Origin of the sequence: Novosphingobium aquimarinum, from assembly GCF_009746585.1 — a bacterium.
Lineage (GTDB): Bacteria > Pseudomonadota > Alphaproteobacteria > Sphingomonadales > Sphingomonadaceae > Novosphingobium > Novosphingobium aquimarinum.
Genome location: NZ_WRPO01000032.1, coordinates 19,759 through 36,236, shown reverse-complemented (window position 1 = coordinate 36,236; position 16,478 = coordinate 19,759). Strand labels below are relative to the sequence as shown.

At 64.1% G+C, this 16,478-nt stretch carries 17 protein-coding genes; 6 read left to right on the top strand and 11 right to left on the bottom strand.

Annotated features, from left to right (window positions below; translation table 11 throughout):
• Positions 1-495 precede the first annotated feature (495 nt).
• Together GQO94_RS19630 and GQO94_RS19625 are read left to right on the top strand one after the other, a co-directional pair.
• Complete coding sequence (locus tag GQO94_RS19630) at positions 496-1,011, top strand: MarR family winged helix-turn-helix transcriptional regulator (protein WP_156843085.1); 516 nt, start codon at positions 496-498, stop codon at positions 1,009-1,011.
• A 99-nt stretch (positions 1,012-1,110) separates the two neighbouring features.
• On the top strand, positions 1,111-1,410 hold the full coding sequence (locus GQO94_RS19625) for a hypothetical protein (RefSeq protein WP_156843084.1): 300 nt from the start codon (positions 1,111-1,113) through the stop codon (positions 1,408-1,410).
• On the opposite strand, the gene GQO94_RS19620 is transcribed toward GQO94_RS19625, so the two are convergent.
• The 3 genes from GQO94_RS19620 to cysD are packed head-to-tail and all read right to left on the bottom strand — an operon-like array spanning position 1,407 to position 4,983.
• A complete protein-coding gene (locus GQO94_RS19620) occupies positions 1,407-2,150 on the bottom strand; it encodes a 3'(2'),5'-bisphosphate nucleotidase CysQ (RefSeq protein ID WP_156843083.1) in 744 nt (247 codons plus the stop codon). The genes GQO94_RS19625 and GQO94_RS19620 overlap by 4 nt on opposite strands.
• A complete protein-coding gene (gene cysN / locus GQO94_RS19615; RefSeq protein ID WP_156843082.1) occupies positions 2,150-4,072 on the bottom strand; it encodes a sulfate adenylyltransferase subunit CysN in 1,923 nt (640 codons plus the stop codon). The genes GQO94_RS19620 and cysN overlap by 1 nt, the downstream gene beginning before the upstream one ends.
• Positions 4,072-4,983, bottom strand: a complete 912-nt coding sequence (gene cysD, locus GQO94_RS19610) for a sulfate adenylyltransferase subunit CysD (RefSeq protein WP_156843081.1) — start codon at positions 4,981-4,983, stop codon at positions 4,072-4,074. The genes cysN and cysD overlap by 1 nt, the downstream gene beginning before the upstream one ends.
• Before the next feature lie 73 nt (positions 4,984-5,056).
• On the opposite strand from cysD, the gene GQO94_RS19605 reads away from it, so the two are divergent.
• Complete coding sequence (locus GQO94_RS19605; protein ID WP_156843080.1) at positions 5,057-6,151, top strand: helix-turn-helix transcriptional regulator; 1,095 nt, start codon at positions 5,057-5,059, stop codon at positions 6,149-6,151.
• A gap of 33 nt (positions 6,152-6,184) precedes the next feature.
• On the opposite strand, the gene cofH is transcribed toward GQO94_RS19605, so the two are convergent.
• From cofH to cofE, 3 genes are read right to left on the bottom strand one after another with little or no spacing between them, the layout of a single operon-like run.
• Positions 6,185-8,509: a 5-amino-6-(D-ribitylamino)uracil--L-tyrosine 4-hydroxyphenyl transferase CofH gene (gene cofH / locus GQO94_RS19600; protein ID WP_156843079.1), complete on the bottom strand. Its 2,325-nt coding sequence runs from the start codon at positions 8,507-8,509 to the stop codon at positions 6,185-6,187.
• Positions 8,510-8,511: 2 nt separating this feature from the next.
• Positions 8,512-9,459 carry a 2-phospho-L-lactate transferase gene (gene cofD, locus GQO94_RS19595; protein WP_156843078.1) on the bottom strand — a complete coding sequence of 316 codons (948 nt, stop codon included), beginning with the start codon at positions 9,457-9,459 and terminating at the stop codon, positions 8,512-8,514.
• On the bottom strand, positions 9,456-10,247 hold the full coding sequence (gene cofE, locus GQO94_RS19590) for a coenzyme F420-0:L-glutamate ligase (RefSeq protein ID WP_232333042.1): 792 nt from the start codon (positions 10,245-10,247) through the stop codon (positions 9,456-9,458). Before cofE ends, cofD begins: the two co-directional genes overlap by 4 nt.
• Before the next feature lie 115 nt (positions 10,248-10,362).
• On the opposite strand from cofE, the gene npdG reads away from it, so the two are divergent.
• Complete coding sequence (gene npdG, locus GQO94_RS19585; RefSeq protein ID WP_156843077.1) at positions 10,363-11,010, top strand: NADPH-dependent F420 reductase; 648 nt, start codon at positions 10,363-10,365, stop codon at positions 11,008-11,010.
• Positions 11,007-11,594, top strand: coding sequence for a 2-phospho-L-lactate guanylyltransferase (gene cofC / locus GQO94_RS19580; RefSeq protein ID WP_232333041.1), 588 nt, complete (start codon positions 11,007-11,009; stop codon positions 11,592-11,594). Before npdG ends, cofC begins: the two co-directional genes overlap by 4 nt.
• On the opposite strand, the gene thiE is transcribed toward cofC, so the two are convergent.
• Complete coding sequence (gene thiE / locus GQO94_RS19575) at positions 11,591-12,229, bottom strand: thiamine phosphate synthase (RefSeq protein ID WP_156843090.1); 639 nt, start codon at positions 12,227-12,229, stop codon at positions 11,591-11,593. The two genes, cofC and thiE, sit on opposite strands and share 4 nt — an antisense overlap.
• 214 nt (positions 12,230-12,443) lie before the next feature.
• Between thiE and GQO94_RS19570 the strand changes: the two genes are divergently transcribed.
• Entirely contained in the window at positions 12,444-12,737 is a 294-nt protein-coding gene (locus tag GQO94_RS19570; RefSeq protein WP_156843089.1) for a hypothetical protein, read from the top strand.
• Between the two features lie 28 nt (positions 12,738-12,765).
• Here GQO94_RS19570 and GQO94_RS19565 read toward each other — a convergent pair whose 3' ends face one another.
• The 4 genes from GQO94_RS19565 to GQO94_RS19550 are packed head-to-tail and all read right to left on the bottom strand — an operon-like array spanning position 12,766 to position 16,476.
• Complete coding sequence (locus GQO94_RS19565) at positions 12,766-13,677, bottom strand: fructose bisphosphate aldolase (protein ID WP_156843076.1); 912 nt, start codon at positions 13,675-13,677, stop codon at positions 12,766-12,768.
• Positions 13,678-13,713: 36 nt separating this feature from the next.
• Complete coding sequence (locus tag GQO94_RS19560; protein WP_232333040.1) at positions 13,714-14,820, bottom strand: acyltransferase family protein; 1,107 nt, start codon at positions 14,818-14,820, stop codon at positions 13,714-13,716.
• Positions 14,801-16,000 carry a phosphoglycerate kinase gene (locus GQO94_RS19555; RefSeq protein WP_156843075.1) on the bottom strand — a complete coding sequence of 400 codons (1,200 nt, stop codon included), beginning with the start codon at positions 15,998-16,000 and terminating at the stop codon, positions 14,801-14,803. The genes GQO94_RS19560 and GQO94_RS19555 overlap by 20 nt, the downstream gene beginning before the upstream one ends.
• Positions 15,997-16,476 carry an MOSC domain-containing protein gene (locus GQO94_RS19550; RefSeq protein ID WP_156843087.1) on the bottom strand — a complete coding sequence of 160 codons (480 nt, stop codon included), beginning with the start codon at positions 16,474-16,476 and terminating at the stop codon, positions 15,997-15,999. The genes GQO94_RS19555 and GQO94_RS19550 overlap by 4 nt, the downstream gene beginning before the upstream one ends.
• Positions 16,477-16,478: the final 2 nt, after the last annotated feature.

Sequence of the window (16,478 nt, the reverse complement as noted above, 5' to 3'; positions counted from 1 at the left end):
GGTGTAAATCCCTCATCCCCCTCGCCGCCATCGCGAAAGGGAAAAAGTGGACGACTTTTACGCCGCCCGCAGCAGCACTTCGCCGCCGCTACCGTGGTCTAATTTTGCACCGCCGTTCTCAGCGCCGGTTCGAGATCCGATTTCGCCGTTGTCCAACAGCCATTGTCTGCCTGTCTCTCCGCGTCAAGCAGTCGCCGGCTCGCCATGCCCGGCGCGAAATGCTAACGTGTGAAAGCAATCGCAAACTCGGTGCGGGCACTTATGCAATAGGACAGTGTGACCCCCCCGCGATCACGGACACAGAAGCGCGACGCAGCCACAAGCGCGCAACGCAACAGGACAAATCATTGTGGCCGAGGCCCCCTTCATCGACGCTGAACGCATCCCCCCAGGAATAGGCAGAATGGGTCAGAAATCGTTGTCACAGTCGCAACCGGAATTCACTACTTGCGCGTTCGGTGGCATGGCCCCGGCGATGTTCATCGAAAGGGTCTGATGTCCGATCAATCTTCGAGGCAGGGCGCAAAAGCCGGATCGGGCAACCCGATCAAGGAACTGCTCGACGTCCAGCTTTCCGATCCCGAATTCGACAACCGGCGATCGATCAGCCTGCAATTCACCATCATTGCGCGGCTGACGCGAAACCAGTTCGATCGTCTGGTTTCGGTGCACAATATTACGCGCTCGCAATGGTCGATGATCGCAGTCGTCATGCGGCACCCGGGCTCGACCCAGCGCACCATCGCCGAGGCGCTCGATATGTCGGAAGCGTCGGCCGGTCGGTTGATCGACCGTCTCTGCGCGGATGGCTTGCTCCAGCGACGCGCCCGGAGTGACGACCGCCGGGCCCGAGCCGTTTACCCGACCGACAAGACGGAACCCCTGCTCGATCAGCTGGCGACCATCGCCGAGACCGCCGAGGATATCCTTTTCCGGGGCTTCGAAGATGCCGAACTGGTGCAGCTGCGCGAATATCTGGACCGGATCTACAAGAACCTGAGCCGCAGCTAGAGCGCTGGGCCAGAGAAGGCGCTGGCGTCTTGTTCGGCGAGGGGCAAGGCTTAAGTCGGATACGTCTTCGCGGACGCACAGCGCAAAGGAATTGTCATCATGAAGCCGGGAACCCGTCTCAAGAGCGCTGCGTGCGATACAGAAGTCATGGTGATCCACGCCGGCGATGGCACGATCGAGTGCGGCGGCGTGCCGATGGGCGAAGCGAGGCCGGATAGCCCCGCCCCGCTTTCGGCCGATTTCGCCGCCGGAACGCTCATCGGCAAGCGCTACGTCGATGCCGACGGCAAGTATGAGCTGCTTTGCGCAACGCCCGGCAAAGGGTCGCTGTCGGTGGACGGTACTGCGCTGGTCGCCAAGGAAGCCAGGTCCGGGATCGATCCCGGGTCAGCGATCTAGCTTTGCAGCAGCGGGGCGACTTCCGCGAGGACGCGTTCGGCGTGTTCTTTGCGGCAGATCAGCAGATCCGGCATGTAGACGTCCCGCTGATTATACACCAGCGGGCTACCGTCGATCCGCGAACAGTGTAGCCCCCAGCCCAGCGCCACCGCGACCGGGGCGCAGCTGTCCCATTCGTACTGGCCGCCCGAATGCAGATAGATATCCGCCTCGCCCTGAAGGATCGACATGGCCTTCGCCCCGGCGGAGCCCATCGGCACCAGTTCAGCCCCGAGCTTCGTCGCGACTTCGGTTGCCTCGCGCGCCGGGCGGGTCCGGCTGACAACCATGCGCAGCACCTCGGGCGGGGGCGGCACGGTTCCCGGCTGGTCGGAACGCAGCACCACATCGACACCCGGCAAGGCCACTGCTCCAAGGGCCGCTTCCCCTTTCACGCAAAGCCCGACATGCACGGCCCAGTCGGCTCGCTCCTCGCCGTATTCGCGCGTTCCATCCACCGGATCGACGATCCAGACGCGCTCTTCGGCGAGGCGTTCGGCGTTGTCCTTTTCCTCCTCGGAAAGCAGCCCGTCCTCGGGCCGCTGCTGGCGCAGCGCATGGCACAGGAACTGGTTCGCGGTCTGATCGCCCGCCTTGCCGAGCGACTTGCCCTCGAACATGCCCGACGCACGGACCTGGAGCAGGATCTTGCCCGCCTGGTCTGCGAGGTGCGCGGCGAGATCACCGTCGGTCATGCCCATCAGATATCCCCCATCAGCGTGTCGACGATCAGCGTCGCCGCTTCTTCGGGCGAAAGCTTGGTGGTGTCGATACGGATCTCCGGTTCGCGCGGAGCCTCGTAAGGGCTGTCGATCCCAGTGAAGTTCTTCAGCTCACCCGCGCGCGCCTTCTTGTAGAGGCCCTTCACGTCGCGGCTTTCGGCGACCTTGAGCGGCGTATCGATGAAGATCTCGAGGAACTCGCCCTCGGGCAGCATCGATCGCACCATGTCGCGCTCAGCCTGGAACGGCGAGATGAAGGCGGTGACCACGATCAGCCCGGCGTCGGTCATCAACTTGGCGACTTCGCCGACGCGCCGGATGTTCTCGATCCGATCGGCATCGGTGAAGCCCAGGTCCTTGTTAAGGCCGTGACGCACGTTGTCGCCATCGAGCAGGAAGGTGTGCCGGTTCATCCGGTGCAGCTTCTTCTCGACGAGATTGGCGATCGTGGATTTGCCCGAACCCGACAGACCGGTGAACCACAACACCGCAGGCGTTTGGTTCTTCAGCGACGCATGCTGCTTGCGACCGATATCGATCGCTTGCCAATGCACGTTCTGGGCCCGGCGCAGCGAGAAGTTCAGCATGCCCGCGGCGACAGTGGCATTCGTCATCTTATCGATGAGAATGAATCCACCGAGCGTACGATTATCTTCATAAGGCTCAAAGACGATCTGCTTGTCGGTCGTCAGTTCGGCCACGCCAATGGCGTTGAGTTCGAACGTCTTGGTCGCCAGTTGCGCCATCGTGTTGACGTTGATGACGTACTTGGGTTCCTGAACCGTCACCGACACCAGCTGCGTGCCCAGCTTGAGCCAGTACGCACGGCCCGGCATCAGCGGATCGTCGGACATCCACACGAACGTGGCCTCGAACTGATCGGACGTTTCTGGTGGGGCATCGGCGGTGGCGATGACCGAGCCGCGCGAGCAATCGATCTCGTCCTCGAAGCAGACCGTAACCGATTGTCCGGCGACGGCTTCTTCGAGATCGCCGTCGAACGCGACGACCCGGCTCACGGTGCTGGTCTTGGCCGAAGGCAGAACGCGGATCTTGTCGCCCGGCTTGACCGCACCGGTGGCGATCAGGCCGGAAAAGCCACGGAAATCGAGATTGGGGCGATTGACCCACTGCACCGGCATGCGGAACGGCTTTTCCGCATCGATCGAACTGAGCACTTCGACGCTTTCGAGATGGTCGACCAGCGTCGGGCCCTCGTACCAAGGCGTCTTCTCGGAATGCGACGTGATGTTGTCGCCCTTGAAGCCCGAGATCGGCATTGCGGTGAAGCTATCGATGCCAATGGAATTGGCGAACTCGGTGTAGTCGGCAACGATCTTGTCGAAGGCTTCCTGGCTGTAATCGACCAGGTCCATCTTGTTGACCGCGAGCACGATGTTCTTGATGCCGATCAGATGGCACAGATAGCTGTGCCGGCGCGTCTGGACGAGCACGCCCTTGCGCGCGTCGATCAGAATGACGGCAAGGTCGGCGGTGGAGGCACCGGTGACCATGTTGCGCGTGTACTGCTCGTGGCCCGGGCAGTCGGCGACGATGAACTTGCGCTTTTCGGTGTTGAAGAAGCGGTAGGCGACGTCGATCGTGATCCCCTGCTCGCGCTCGGCAGCAAGACCGTCGACCAGCAGCGCGAAGTCGATCTCCTGCCCCTGCGTTCCGACCTTTTTGGAATCGGACTGCAGCGCGTCGAGCTGGTCTTCGAAGATCATCTTCGAATCGTAGAGCAGGCGCCCGATCAGGGTGGACTTGCCGTCATCGACGCTGCCGCAGGTGATGAAGCGCAGCATCGTCTTGTGTTCGTGCTGCACGAGGTATGCGTCGATATCCTCGGCGATGAGCTTTTCGGTGACGTAGACGGCGTCTTTGGTTTCAGTGTCGGCCATCAGAAGTACCCCTGCTGCTTCTTAACTTCCATGCCGGCACCGCCGGCGTCCTTGTCGATCACGCGACCCTGGCGCTCGCTGGTCGTGGTGAGCAGCGTTTCCTGGATCACGTCGGGCAGCGTCGCCGCCTCGCTCTCGACCGCGCCGGTCAGCGGAAAGCAGCCGAGCGTGCGGAAGCGGATCGACTTTTCGGTGGTCTCGGGGCGGTAGCCGAGGATTTTCTCGATCCGGTCCATGTCGTCCGCCATGAACAGGCCGCCTTCCCATTCGAAAGTCGGACGCTTGTCGGCGAAATAGAGCGGCACGATCGGAATGTCGTTCAGGTGGATGTACTGCCAGACGTCCAGCTCGGTCCAGTTCGAGATCGGGAAGACGCGGATCGACTCCCCCTTGGCCTTACGCGCGTTGTAGAGGTTCCACAATTCGGGCCGCTGGTTCTTGGGATCCCAGCCATGCGAGGAGGTGCGGAACGAGAAGATGCGCTCCTTGGCGCGGCTCTTCTCTTCATCGCGGCGCGCGCCACCGAAAGCCGCATCGAACCCGTACTTGTCGAGCGCCTGCTTGAGGCCTTCCGTCTTCCACATATCGGTGTGAAGCGAGCCGTGCTCGAACGGGTTGATCCCCTTCTCGGCCGCCTCGGGGTTCTGGTAGACCAGAAGCTCCATGCCCGATTCCGTCGCCATGCGATTGCGCAGCTCGTACATCGCCTTGAACTTCCAGGTCGTGTCGACGTGGAGCAGCGGGAACGGCGGCGGCGAGGGATAGAACGCCTTGCGCGCCAGATGCAGCATTACGGCGCTGTCCTTGCCTACGGAATAAAGCATCACCGGCTTTTCCGCCTCGGCGACGACCTCGCGAATGATGTGGATCGACTCCGCTTCGAGCCGTTCAAGATGCGTCAGGGTCTTCATGGTCCACTCCGTCGGTCGCGTAAGGCCAACATAGGATAGCGTTCTGTCAAGAAACCTCCCATATGGGAGGGCAATGGCTCTTACCGGACCTGACGAGACGGATCTCTTGCTGCCGCTGCTCACGGGAAGCACGGAGGAACACCCATTCTCCACATTCCTGACGCGTGTCCAGCGCCGCTGCGACGCGCTTTATGCGGCGCTCTTTATCCGCGCGGGGGCCGGCGAACCGCTGAGCTACTGGGTCGGCCCCGATCTCCGGCAGCGCGCGCGCGAACTCGGTCTCGCCGAACTCAACGAACTCGATCGCGTGCAATACGACCTGCTACGCCCCGGGCGCGTTTATGCCTCGCAGGAATACTACGACGCCGATCCGGTGCGGCGTGCGCAGCGCATGCGGCATATGGCGCGACTTGGCGTGACCGACGAACGGTCCGTGCGCATCCTCGCGGATCCCGACCTGAGTGCCTGGCTGGTGATCGCGAGCAAAAACTCCCTTCGCGCAGCCGACAGCGCGCTGCTCTCCTCGCTCGTGCCCTACGTCGCGGCCGTGTTGCGCAACGCGGCCACTCAGGACCGTTCGAGGATAGCCGAAGCGCTTAGCGAGGCTGGCAACGATAGAGCGGGGATGGGTTGGATCGCATTCGATCGCGACGGAACGATCCTGGCACTTCCGGACAGAACACGCGACAATCTGCTCGCGGTGCTGAATTACGCGCCGCAGCCGGGCGATCGCGCCGGAGCGCTGTCCCGCTTGGCGGAAGCCGAAGTCCTGGCGGCCGCGCACCGTTTTCACGAGACCCCCAATGCCGATCCGATCGCAGCAGTCGTAGCCGCCGCGCCGCGCATCGAAGCCCTGCTGTTTCCGCCGGGCGCTCCCGCCGAGGGGATCATTCCCTCTCCGGCGGTGATCGCGCTGCTGCGTTTGCCACGCGCCCCCAGCCCGACGCGCGCGGCGGGGCTTGCGCATATTTTCGGCTTGCCCCGGCGCGAAGCCGAATTGGCTATCGCGCTCTACGATGGATTTTCCATGGCGGAAGCGGCGGAGCGACTGGGGCTGACACTCGAGACGACCCGCAATTACTCGAAAAAGCTCTACAGCAAACTTGGCGTACGTGGGCAGTCAGAACTGGTCCGTCTGGTGGCGCAAAGCAGTGCGGTGTTAGCGTAAGTCTCGCGCGATGCTTGCCACGCGGGCGACGAGTCAGGCCGGTTCGCGTGCAACCTCGGCGACCTCGCCATAGAGCGTCGTGCGCTGGCGGAGCGGTCGGCCCGCACTTTGCGCAGCCTCGCGCAGCACGTCGACGCTGAGTTCTTGACCGTGGCTCGCGCCCGCCGCGCGGCTGATGCTTTCGTTCATCAACACGCCGCCGAGATCGTTGCAGCCGGCATTGAGCATCACCGCCGCGCCTTCGACGCCGAGCTTGACCCACGAGCACTGGATCGAATCTATGCTGCCGTGAAGCGCGATGCGTGCCACCGCGTGCATCATCACGGCCTCGCGCCACGTGGGGCCCTTGCGGCTTTGCCCCCGGCGGTAAAACGGCGCTTCCATGTGCACGAGCGGTAGTGGCACGAACTCGGTGAAACCGCCGGTCTCGTCCTGCTGGCGGCGCAGCGCGAGCAGATGCCGCGCCCAGTGGACGGGTTGCTCAAGGTGGCCGAACATGATCGTCGATGTCGTCGGCAGCCCGATCCGGTGCGCGTCTCCCACCACACCAAGCCATTCGGCGGTGGTCAACTTGTCGGGGCAGATCTGCGCGCGGATGTCGTCGCACAGGATCTCCGCCGCGGTCCCCGGCAACGATCCAAGCCCCGCGTCCTTCAGGCGGCGCAGATACTCGATCACCGGCAGCCCGAGCGTGCGTGCCCCCTGGCTCACTTCGAGCGGCGAGAACGCATGAACGTGCAAGTCCGGGCATTCCGCCTTCACCGCGCGCAAGATCGAAAGATAGGTATCGCCGGTATAGCGTGGATGGATGCCGCCTTGCAGGCAGACCTCGGTGGCGCCGCGCTCGACCGCCTCGCGCGCGCGCGCGGCAATCTCGGACAGATCGAGATCGTAGGGCTTGTCGCGGAAACCGGCCTTACTGCTCGTCTTCGAAAACGCACAGAACGAGCAGGCGTGCGTGCAGATGTTGGTGTAGTTGATGTTGCGGTTGACCACATAAGTCACCGCATCGCCGGATGATTCAGCGCGCAAGCCATTCGCCGTTTCGACCACGGCCTGCGCATTCGCCCCGCGCGCAGTAAACAGAGAGACGATCTCCACTTCCGAAAGCACCGCGCCACAGGCCACGCGATCGAGGATATGCGTGATCCGTTTGGATCTCGGTCCGGTATTGGCTGAACCGAACGGTGCATCGACGCGTCCCGGCGCGGGCTCGGTTATTCCGGGGCTCCAGCGGGTATCGCGCGCCAGACCTTCGCTATCGGATAACTCGAGAACCGCCGGACGGATCGCGGCATCGAGCCATGAGCGATCCTCGCCGGTATGGTAGCGCGGATAGATGGTCAGACGCTGCACCAAAGGTAGCCCCGCGTCGGCGCAAATTTCGGCAAGGCGCTCGACTTCCGGCCACGGCGCTTCGGGATTGACGTGGTCGAGCGTGACCGGCGAGATTCCACCCCAATCGTCGATCCCGCAGTCCATCAATGCGGCCAGCCGCTCATCGTTGAGATTGGGCGGAGCCTGCACGGAAACGCTATCGGGCAGGACGATGCGGGCAGCGGCGAGCACGCGCAGGAACTCGTCTGCGCTCGCTTCGGAGGCTGCCGACATCTTGGTGCCGGGCTTGGGACGGAAGTTCTGGACGATCACCTCCTGCAAGTGATCGTATCGTTCGTGCAGCTCGCGCAGCGCCAGCAGCGATTCGATCCGGTCCTCGGGCGTTTCGCCGATGCCGATCAAGATACCGCTGGTGGTCGGCACTCTCGCCCGACCGGCTGCCGCGAGCGACTCCAGACGAACCGCCGGCACCTTGTCGAGCGAGCCATGATGCGCCCCACCCTTCTCGAGCAGCCTTTCCGACGTACTTTCCAGCATCAACCCGACCGAAGCGGCGACCGGACGCAGCATCCGATACTCCGCTTCGTCGAGAATACCGGCGTTGATGTGCGGTAGGAGGCCGGTTTCCTCGACGACCCGTGCCGCGCAGTGACGGACGTAGTCGATGGTTCGGGCGAAACCCCGCTCGGCAAGCCACTCGCGCGCTGCGGCGTAGCGGCGCTCGGGCGCATCGCCGAGCGTAAAGAGCGCCTCCTTGCAACCGGCTTCGACGCCCTGCCTCGCGATTTCCAGAACTTGGTCCTCGGACAGGTACGGCGCTTCGAGCTGCGACGGTGTCGTGGCGAACGTGCAGTAGTGGCACACGTCGGTGCACAGCCTCGTAAGGGGAATGAAGACCTTGGGCGAATAGGTAATCCGCGCCGGTCCACGTCGCTCGCGGATGGCGCGGGCCTCGGCCTGGAGGTCTGCCAGCGGTGTCTTCAGAAGCCGTTGCGTCAGTGCACTATCGTCGCGCGCCATGCTTATCCTGTTTCGATACGGGCTGCCGACAGTGCTACGCGCGCAAGCCGCTCCCGATCTTCGGCATCGCGCATGACTGTTCCCGCAACGGTGACGCAAAGACCTGCCGCACGCAACCCCTCGGCATCGTCGGCATCGGTCTGATCGATCACGATATGATCCAGCAAGCCGTTGTAATGCTCCGCGATCGAAAAATTCGTCACCGGAATCCCAAGCTCGGCCATCAGCTTTGCGAGCGGCCCCTTGAGTGCTGCCCCGCCGACCAGCGGCGACACGGCGACCAGCGGCACGGGGCGGTCCTCCAGCGCCGCCCGCAACTCGGGCATCGCCAGGAACGGATCCACGCTCAGCCAGGGATTCGAGGGGCACAAAATGATGGCTGCGAGATCCGGACGTGAGAGCGCAGTCGACAGCATCGGCGATGGCCGTGCCATTTCCGCACCCGCAAAGCGGATCGCGCGCACCGGGGGACGGCATTGTTCGGCGACGAAATAGGTCTGGAAATCGAGCCAACCCGCATCGGTTTCCACTTGGGTGCGGACCGGATCGTCGCTCATCGGCACGATCCTCGCTGCCAGCCCGAGCGCGCCGGTCAGTGCCGCGGTCGCCTGCGACAGGGTCTCCCCGCCGCGCAGCCGCCACGAGCGGGCGAGGTGCAGCCCGAGATCACGGTCGCCGAGATTGAACCAGGAGGGCGCATCGAGTTCGCGCAGCATCGCCATGGCTTGCCAGCTTTCGTCGCGCACGCCCCACCCCCGCTCGGTATCGTTGAGGCCAGCCAAGGCATAAGTCACCGAGTCCAGATCGGGGCAGATCGTGAGGCCCAGATGCTCGAAGTCGTCCCCGGTGTTGACCGCGATAGTCAGATCTTCGGGCGGAACCACGGCCGCGAGGCCGGCCGCGAGTTTGGCCCCGCCGACTCCGCCGGATAATGCAAGGACATGGCTCATCGGAACAGGTCCTGCTCGATCGGGCGCAGTCCGCTCGCCGCTCCGGGTCCGTCCTCCGGCGTGACCCAGCGGCCCGCGCCGCGCACCACGACGACCGGGGTGCCCTCATCACCCTCGCCCATGGCAAGGCCTGCCAGAGCCGCGATCGAATCCGCGACCGCGATGATCGTCGCCTGCAACGTCCGACCGTACAGATCGCGGCCCGTTCCCCGACGATCTTCGAGCACTTGCAGCCCGGCGCATCCGATCGCTGTGCCCACGGTGCCGATGCGCCAGGCCCGCCCCATGCTGTCGGCGATCACCACGGCTGGGCTCGCACCGCTGGAGCAGGCAATCGCCGCACGTAGAGTCCGGGCAGAGGCATCGGGATCCTGAGGCCAAAGCAGAACCTCGCCTTTGCCCGCAACATTCGAAGCGTCGATCCCGGCATTGGCCAGCACATGCCCGGTGCGATGGCGCGTGATGACGGCTGCTCGAGTGGCGCGCAGAATTTCGCTGCTTTCCCGTTCGATCAGCGCAAGCATGCGCGGATCGCGCCCGAGACGCGTTGCTTCGGCGCTCGCCCTGGCATCGGGTTGGACCGAATCCAGCGCGATCGTCCGGCCTTCGCACTTCGAGATGACTTTCTGGGCCACGACGCAGATATCGCCTGCTTGCCAGGCTTCGCGCGAGCGATGCATGGCCTCGCAAATTTCGGCGGCAAGATCGCATTCCGGTCCGAGCATCGGCAAGCCCGGAAGGGCGAAAGCGCGCAATTGCGCCGGGTCCATCATGGCGTACGTGTCCAACTTCTCATCATCAACGTCCGACCCGATCAGCGTCACAAACTATTTGCGCGAAGGCGCGGCAGGGCTATCGGCTATCCCTAACGGGATGCAACCCGAAACGGAGCGGAGAGACAGCATGGCGGCCATCGCAGTGATCGGAGGAACCGGCGCACTCGGAAAGGGGATCGCACGGAGGCTCGCGAAAGCGGGTCACACAGTCACGATAGGCTCGCGCTCGGTCGACAAGGCGAAGCTTGCCGCCGATGAACTCGGGACGGCCTATGCCGCGAACGAGGATGCCGCCAGCGGGCAGGATTTCGTATTCGTTACCGTACCTCATGCCTCGCAGGCCGATACGCTGGGTTCGATCAAGGACAAGGTAGGGGACGCCATCGTCGTCGATACCACGGTGCCGCTGGTTCCGCCCAAGGTGATGCGGGTGCAGCTTCCGGCGGAGGGATGTTCGGCCGTGCAGGCGCGCCAGCATCTTGGCCCGGATGTGCGGCTGGTGACGGGCTTTCACAACGTGTCGGCGCACCATCTCGACGGCGACCATGCGATCGAATGCGACGTGCTCGTCTTCAGCGACGACATCGAAGCTCGCAAGGCGGTGCTCGAACTGTGCCCGCAAATGGGCGTTCGTGGATTGTCGGGCGGCGCGCTGGCGAATTCGGCCGCGGGTGAAGCGCTGACATCGATCCTTATCTACATGAACAAGACCTACAAGGCCGACGGCGCGGGCATTCGCTTCACCCGACTCACCGAGGCGCCCGACATTCCGTGAACGCGCAGGCCGGATCCTGCATTGCGCTAATTCCCGCAAAGCCCCTGCTCCATGCCAAGTCGCGGCTCGCCGGGGTGCTCGATCGCTCGAGCCGCGAGCGGCTCGTCGAAGCCATGCTGGAGCACGTGATCGCCACGGCGTTGTCCGCCGGGACGGTCGATGCGGTGCTGACGGTCGGTCGGCGCTCTCCTGCCTATCCCCTGCTCGACGTGATCGCCGATGCGGGCGTCGGGCTCAATGCCGCATTGTGCCACTCACTTCCTCTCGTAGCGCAGCGTGGAGCGACCAGAATGCTCGTGATTGCCGGCGACTTGCCATCGCTGGACACCGGTAACATCGACCTGTTGGCGCAACTCGACACGGACACGATCGGGATCGCGCCAGATCGCCATGGCACAGGGACGAATGCGCTCAGTCTGCCGCTCCCGGCAGGAGAGGATTTTCGCTTTGCGTACGGTTCGAATAGTTTCGCGCATCATCGCGAAGAAGCGAGGCGCCTCGGTTACGACGCTCGCGTGATCCTCGGCGACGGCCTCGCGAACGATATCGACGATCCCGCCGATCTAGCTGGCGGGGCGGTCTAGCCGAGCGCCTTGGCGATGGCCTCGTGGAACGCCGTCACGGCCTGCGCCTCATCCCCGTTCCAAACCGCGCCCGAGACCGCGAGAAAATCCGCGCCGGCGCTCACCAGAGGCGCGCAATTGCCCGGTTCGATGCCTCCGATCGCCACGCAGGGAATCTCGAACACCGCTTGCCACCACTCCAGCAGGTCCGTCTGCGCCTGATGCTTGACCACCTTCGTCTGGGTGGGAAAGAATGCCCCGAACGCGACGTAATCGGCACCGGCTTCGCCGGCGTCCATCGCCAGGTGGCGGCTGTCGTGGCAGGTCACGCCGATCTGCGCATCACGTCCGAGCGCGTTTCTCGCTTCCTCCACGCTGCCGTCGTCCTGGCCGAGATGCACGCCGTCGGCGCCCAAGCGCTTCGCCAAGGAAATCGAATCGTTGATGATGAAGGCGATGTCCCGAGACGCGCAGATTTCCTGCAGCGGTTGGGCGAGCCGCGCGGCTTCGTGCTGGTCGACATCCTTGACGCGAAACTGAAACGCCGCGACCGGTCCCGCGTCACACGCGCGCTCAAGCCGTGCAGGAAAGCCGCCGCCCACCTCGAGCGGGGAAATAAGATACAGATCGCACGTACGGGAGGACTCTTTGGACATGAGGCGAGCCCATAGCCGCGCGGGTCGCTGCCGCCAAGCGTTCGGCGTTGGTTCAGCGGCGAACGCGCACCCCGGCGCGATGCTGCGAACCACTCTTGTCCTGGCCGCCTTGCTGCTTCCGGCAGCTTGCACCACTGCCCCAGCCCCCATTCCGGCAGCGAGCCCGACTGCTGCCGCCGCTCCCGAAGAGCCGAGCCCCCTCGTGCGCTCGCGAATGGGCGAGACCGCTTGGGTCGACGGCCCCAAAGTCACGCCGCTTGCGGTCCTCGAAGACAGCCGTTGCCCAATGAACGCGCGCTGTGTCTGGGCTGGACGTGTCCGGATCCGAGCCCGGATCGACCTCGGCGCCCGCAGGGAATTTCGTGAACTGACGCAAGGCGAGCCGGTTCAGGTAGCCGACGGCAGCCTCGAACTGGTCGAGGTCCAGCCCGACCCGCCAATGGTGGGTCAGGCTGGACTCGAAGAGGCAGATTACAGCTTCGGGTTCCGCTTCATGGGCGGGATCTGAACGAGGGCAATCTTCCTAGGTTCCGATCTCAGGCCGTAGCCGCCGCGGCAGTCTTCTGAGTGGAACCGGTGTAGATCTCGTCGATCGCCGAGCCGAGTGCCTTGTCGAACTCATCTTCGCTCATTTGCGCGCGCAGGTCTTCGAGCAGCGCGCGGCTGAAGCTGGCGATGATGCCCTTGTTCTTCGCCAGTTCGCGGCACGCTTCGGGGCGCTTGTAGCCACCCGACAGCGCGACGACGCGCAGCACCTTGGGATGCTCGACCAGCGGATCGAAGGTGCCCGGCACAACCGGCAGCGAGAGCTTAAGCATGACCTTCTGGCCATCGGGCAGTGCGTCGAGGGCCTTCAGGATTTCGGCGAGCAGGATCTTGTCGCAGTCGGTGCGGGTCTCGCTCTTGATGTTCACCTCGGGCTCGATCATCGGCATCATGCCGTGGCCGATGACCTGCTGGCCGACTTCGAACTGCTGCTTGACGATCGCGGCGATGCCTTCTTCGTTCGCCGAATTGATCACCGAGCGTTCCTTGGTGCCGAACACGCCGAGCGCCTTCGACTTTTCGAGCAGCGCGTCGAGCGTGGGCATCGGCTTCATCATCTGCACGCCGTTGGCTTCGTCCTCGAGGCCCTTGTCGATCTTGATGAAGGGCACCACGCCTTTGTCGATCAGCGCCTGCGGCGTCGGCTTGCCGTCGACGGTGCCGTCCATCGTGCGCTCGAACAGGATCGCGCCGATCACCTTCTCGCCGGTAAAGGCGGGCGACGAAATGATGCGGCTGCGCATGTCGTGGATCAGGCCGAACATTTCCTCTTCGGTGTTCCAGGCGCCTTCCTCGACGCCGTAGCCCTTCAGCGCCTTGGGCGTGGAGCCCCCGCTCTGATCGAGCGCGGCGATAAAGCCATCGCCTTCAGCCATCTTGGCGGTCATGTCGGATGTGTTCATGCCTGAATTCCCTGTCTTGTTTGCTGTGATGAAGGCTTAACCAGCCGCGACTTTTCTCGCAACTGAGTGGTCTCCCGCAAGAGCGGCGGAAAGGCGTCGGCGCAAGGGCATGTCGAACCAGCGCACCGCCAGCCACGCGAGCACCAGCATCGTGGCGATGAACATGGGATCGGCGATGAGCGGCGAGACGGCCAGGCGGTCGCGCAGATCGCGCAAGGGCTCGATCATCGGCCAGTGAACGGCGTAGAGCGCATAGGATACTTCGCCGATGAAGCTTGCCGGAATGAGGCAGAAACCGGGCAATTGCACGCGCGAGCCGGCCCAAAGCAGCAGCGGCGATCCGATCAGGATCATGCCGATGTCGTAGGCGGCATGCCCGGTGCGCGGCAGGGCCAGCATGACGAGGATAGCGGCGGGGACGAAAAGGGCCAGCCACGATGCGCGTCGCGGCGGCAGATTGGCCAGGCCCGCGATGAGCACGCCGAAGCCGAACGAGTATGTCGTGCGCAAGCTCGCGACGCCGATCTCGGACCACAAGGCCCCGATGTTGCCCGATCCGTGCGCGAGCAGAATCGGCGTCAGGCCGGCGGCGCACACCACGATCAGCGCGATAAGTGCCCAGCGCGGCAGGCGCAGAAGAACCAGCGCCAGCAAGGCATTGGCGAGGATCTCGAAAAACAAGGACCACGAAGGCACGTTCAGCGGAAACAGCGGCACATCGAGTGGCGAGGGCAGCATCGCCAGCCCCAGCAGGAAGGTCCACCATGCCGCGGCGGGCGCCATTGGATTTGCCGCGCCCACTTCCGCCCGCAGCGCGAAAACGAGGCCCGCCAGCAAGATGCCAAGCAGAAATAGCGGGTAGAGCCGGACGATCCGTTTGACCATGAAGCGCCCGAAGCCAAGCCCTTGGGCGAAGCGCGGCGCGTAAGTGCGCGCCAGCACGAAGCCCGACAGCACGAAGAAGAAATCGACGGCCAAATAACCGTGCGGCATTGCCCAGATATCGAAATGGAACAGCGCCACGCAGATTGCGGCGAGCCCGCGCATCGCATCGAGCGTTACGTAACGCGTCGGAGCCCCTGCCCCGCCCGCGACCGGTTGTCTCGCCTCGGCGAGCGCCGGTTCAGTTGGAGAGCGCGGCAACGCCCGGCAGTTCCTTGCCTTCCATCCATTCGAGGAAGGCACCGCCCGCGGTCGAAATATAGCTGAAATCCTGCGCAACGCCGGCGTGGTTGAGCGCAGCAACGGTATCGCCGCCACCCGCGACCGAAGTCAGCGAGCCTTCGCGCGTCAGCGCGGCGGCGGTCTTGGCCAGCGAGACGGTCGCGGCATCGAACGGTTCGGTCTCGAAGGCGCCCATCGGCCCGTTCCACACCAGTGTCCGGCATGTCTTGAGCACATCGCCCAGCGCCTCGACCGCGGAAGGACCGACATCGAGGATCATTTCGTCGGCGGCTACCTCATGGACGTTGCAGGTGCGCAGGCTCGGCGGGTTGGCAGCGAATTCCTTCGAGACCACCACTTCGTAAGGCAAGTGGACCGTGCAACCCGATTTGTCGGCGGTCTCGATAATGGAATTGGCGGTGTCCGCCAGATCGTGCTCGCACAGGGATTTGCCGACATCGACGCCCTTGGCCGCAAGGAAGGTATTGGCCATGCCGCCGCCGATGATGAGATGATCGACCTGGCTCACCAGATGGGTTAGCACGTCGAGCTTCGAGGAGACCTTGGCCCCGCCAACCACGGCGGCAACCGGCTTTACCGGCGTACCGAGAGCAGCGTCGAGCGCTTCGAGTTCGGCCTGCATCGAACGGCCCGCGTAAGCCGGCAGCAGCTTCGCCAGCCCTTCGGTGGTCGCGTGCGCGCGGTGCGCGGCGGAGAAGGCATCGTTGACGAAGAAGTCGCCGTTTTCGGCAATGGCCTTGGCGAATTCGGGGTCGTTCGCTTCCTCACCTTTCCAGAAGCGCGTGTTCTCGAGGATGGCGACGTCGCCATTGCCGAGGATGCCGACGGACTGCGCCACGACGGGCCCGACGACTTCGGGCACAAACATGATTTCCTGGCCGATCACTTTCTCGACCGCGCCGACCACAAGGCTGAGCGACTGGGTCGAAGAGCGCTCGCCCTTGGGACGACCGAAGTGGGCCAGCAGCAGGACCTTGGCGCCCTTTGCGGTCAGATCGGCGATGGTCGGCGCCGACGCGCGAATGCGGGTCTCGTCCGTGACGAGGCCGTCCTTCATCGGCAAGTTGAGATCGACGCGGACGAGGGCAACCTTTCCGGTCACATCGCCAAGATCGTCCAGTGTCTTGAAAGCGCTCATGCTTCGATCCTTATCTCGTCGCCCACGGCGATGTCGCCGTCAGTAACCACTTTGCCGAGGAAACCGCCACGCCAATCCGGCATGAGCGCGGACCTCAGCCCCGGTTGAATCTCGTCCATACGACTGCATGGATCACATTCCATGGTCACTTCGATACGCAAACTCGAACCGATCGCGAGGACAGTGCCCGCCTCACGCGGCAGACGCAGCCCTTGCACGAGCAGATCGGCGCGGCGCACCGACCAGGCCAGCATGTCTTCGGGATGCAGGCCGAGATCCGCAAGCGCCGCCGCCCAGCTCTCCGCTTCGATCAGCGAAATCTGGCGACGCGGACGCTTGCCCGGCATGACCGCACCGCGGAAATTGCCATGAACCCCCTCGACGGTCGTCACCGATACCGAGCGTATGACCTCGACCGGCCCACGCGGACGGGGGCGACGAGCGATGCCCGCCAGCCTTCCCGTCCTTGCGGTCAATT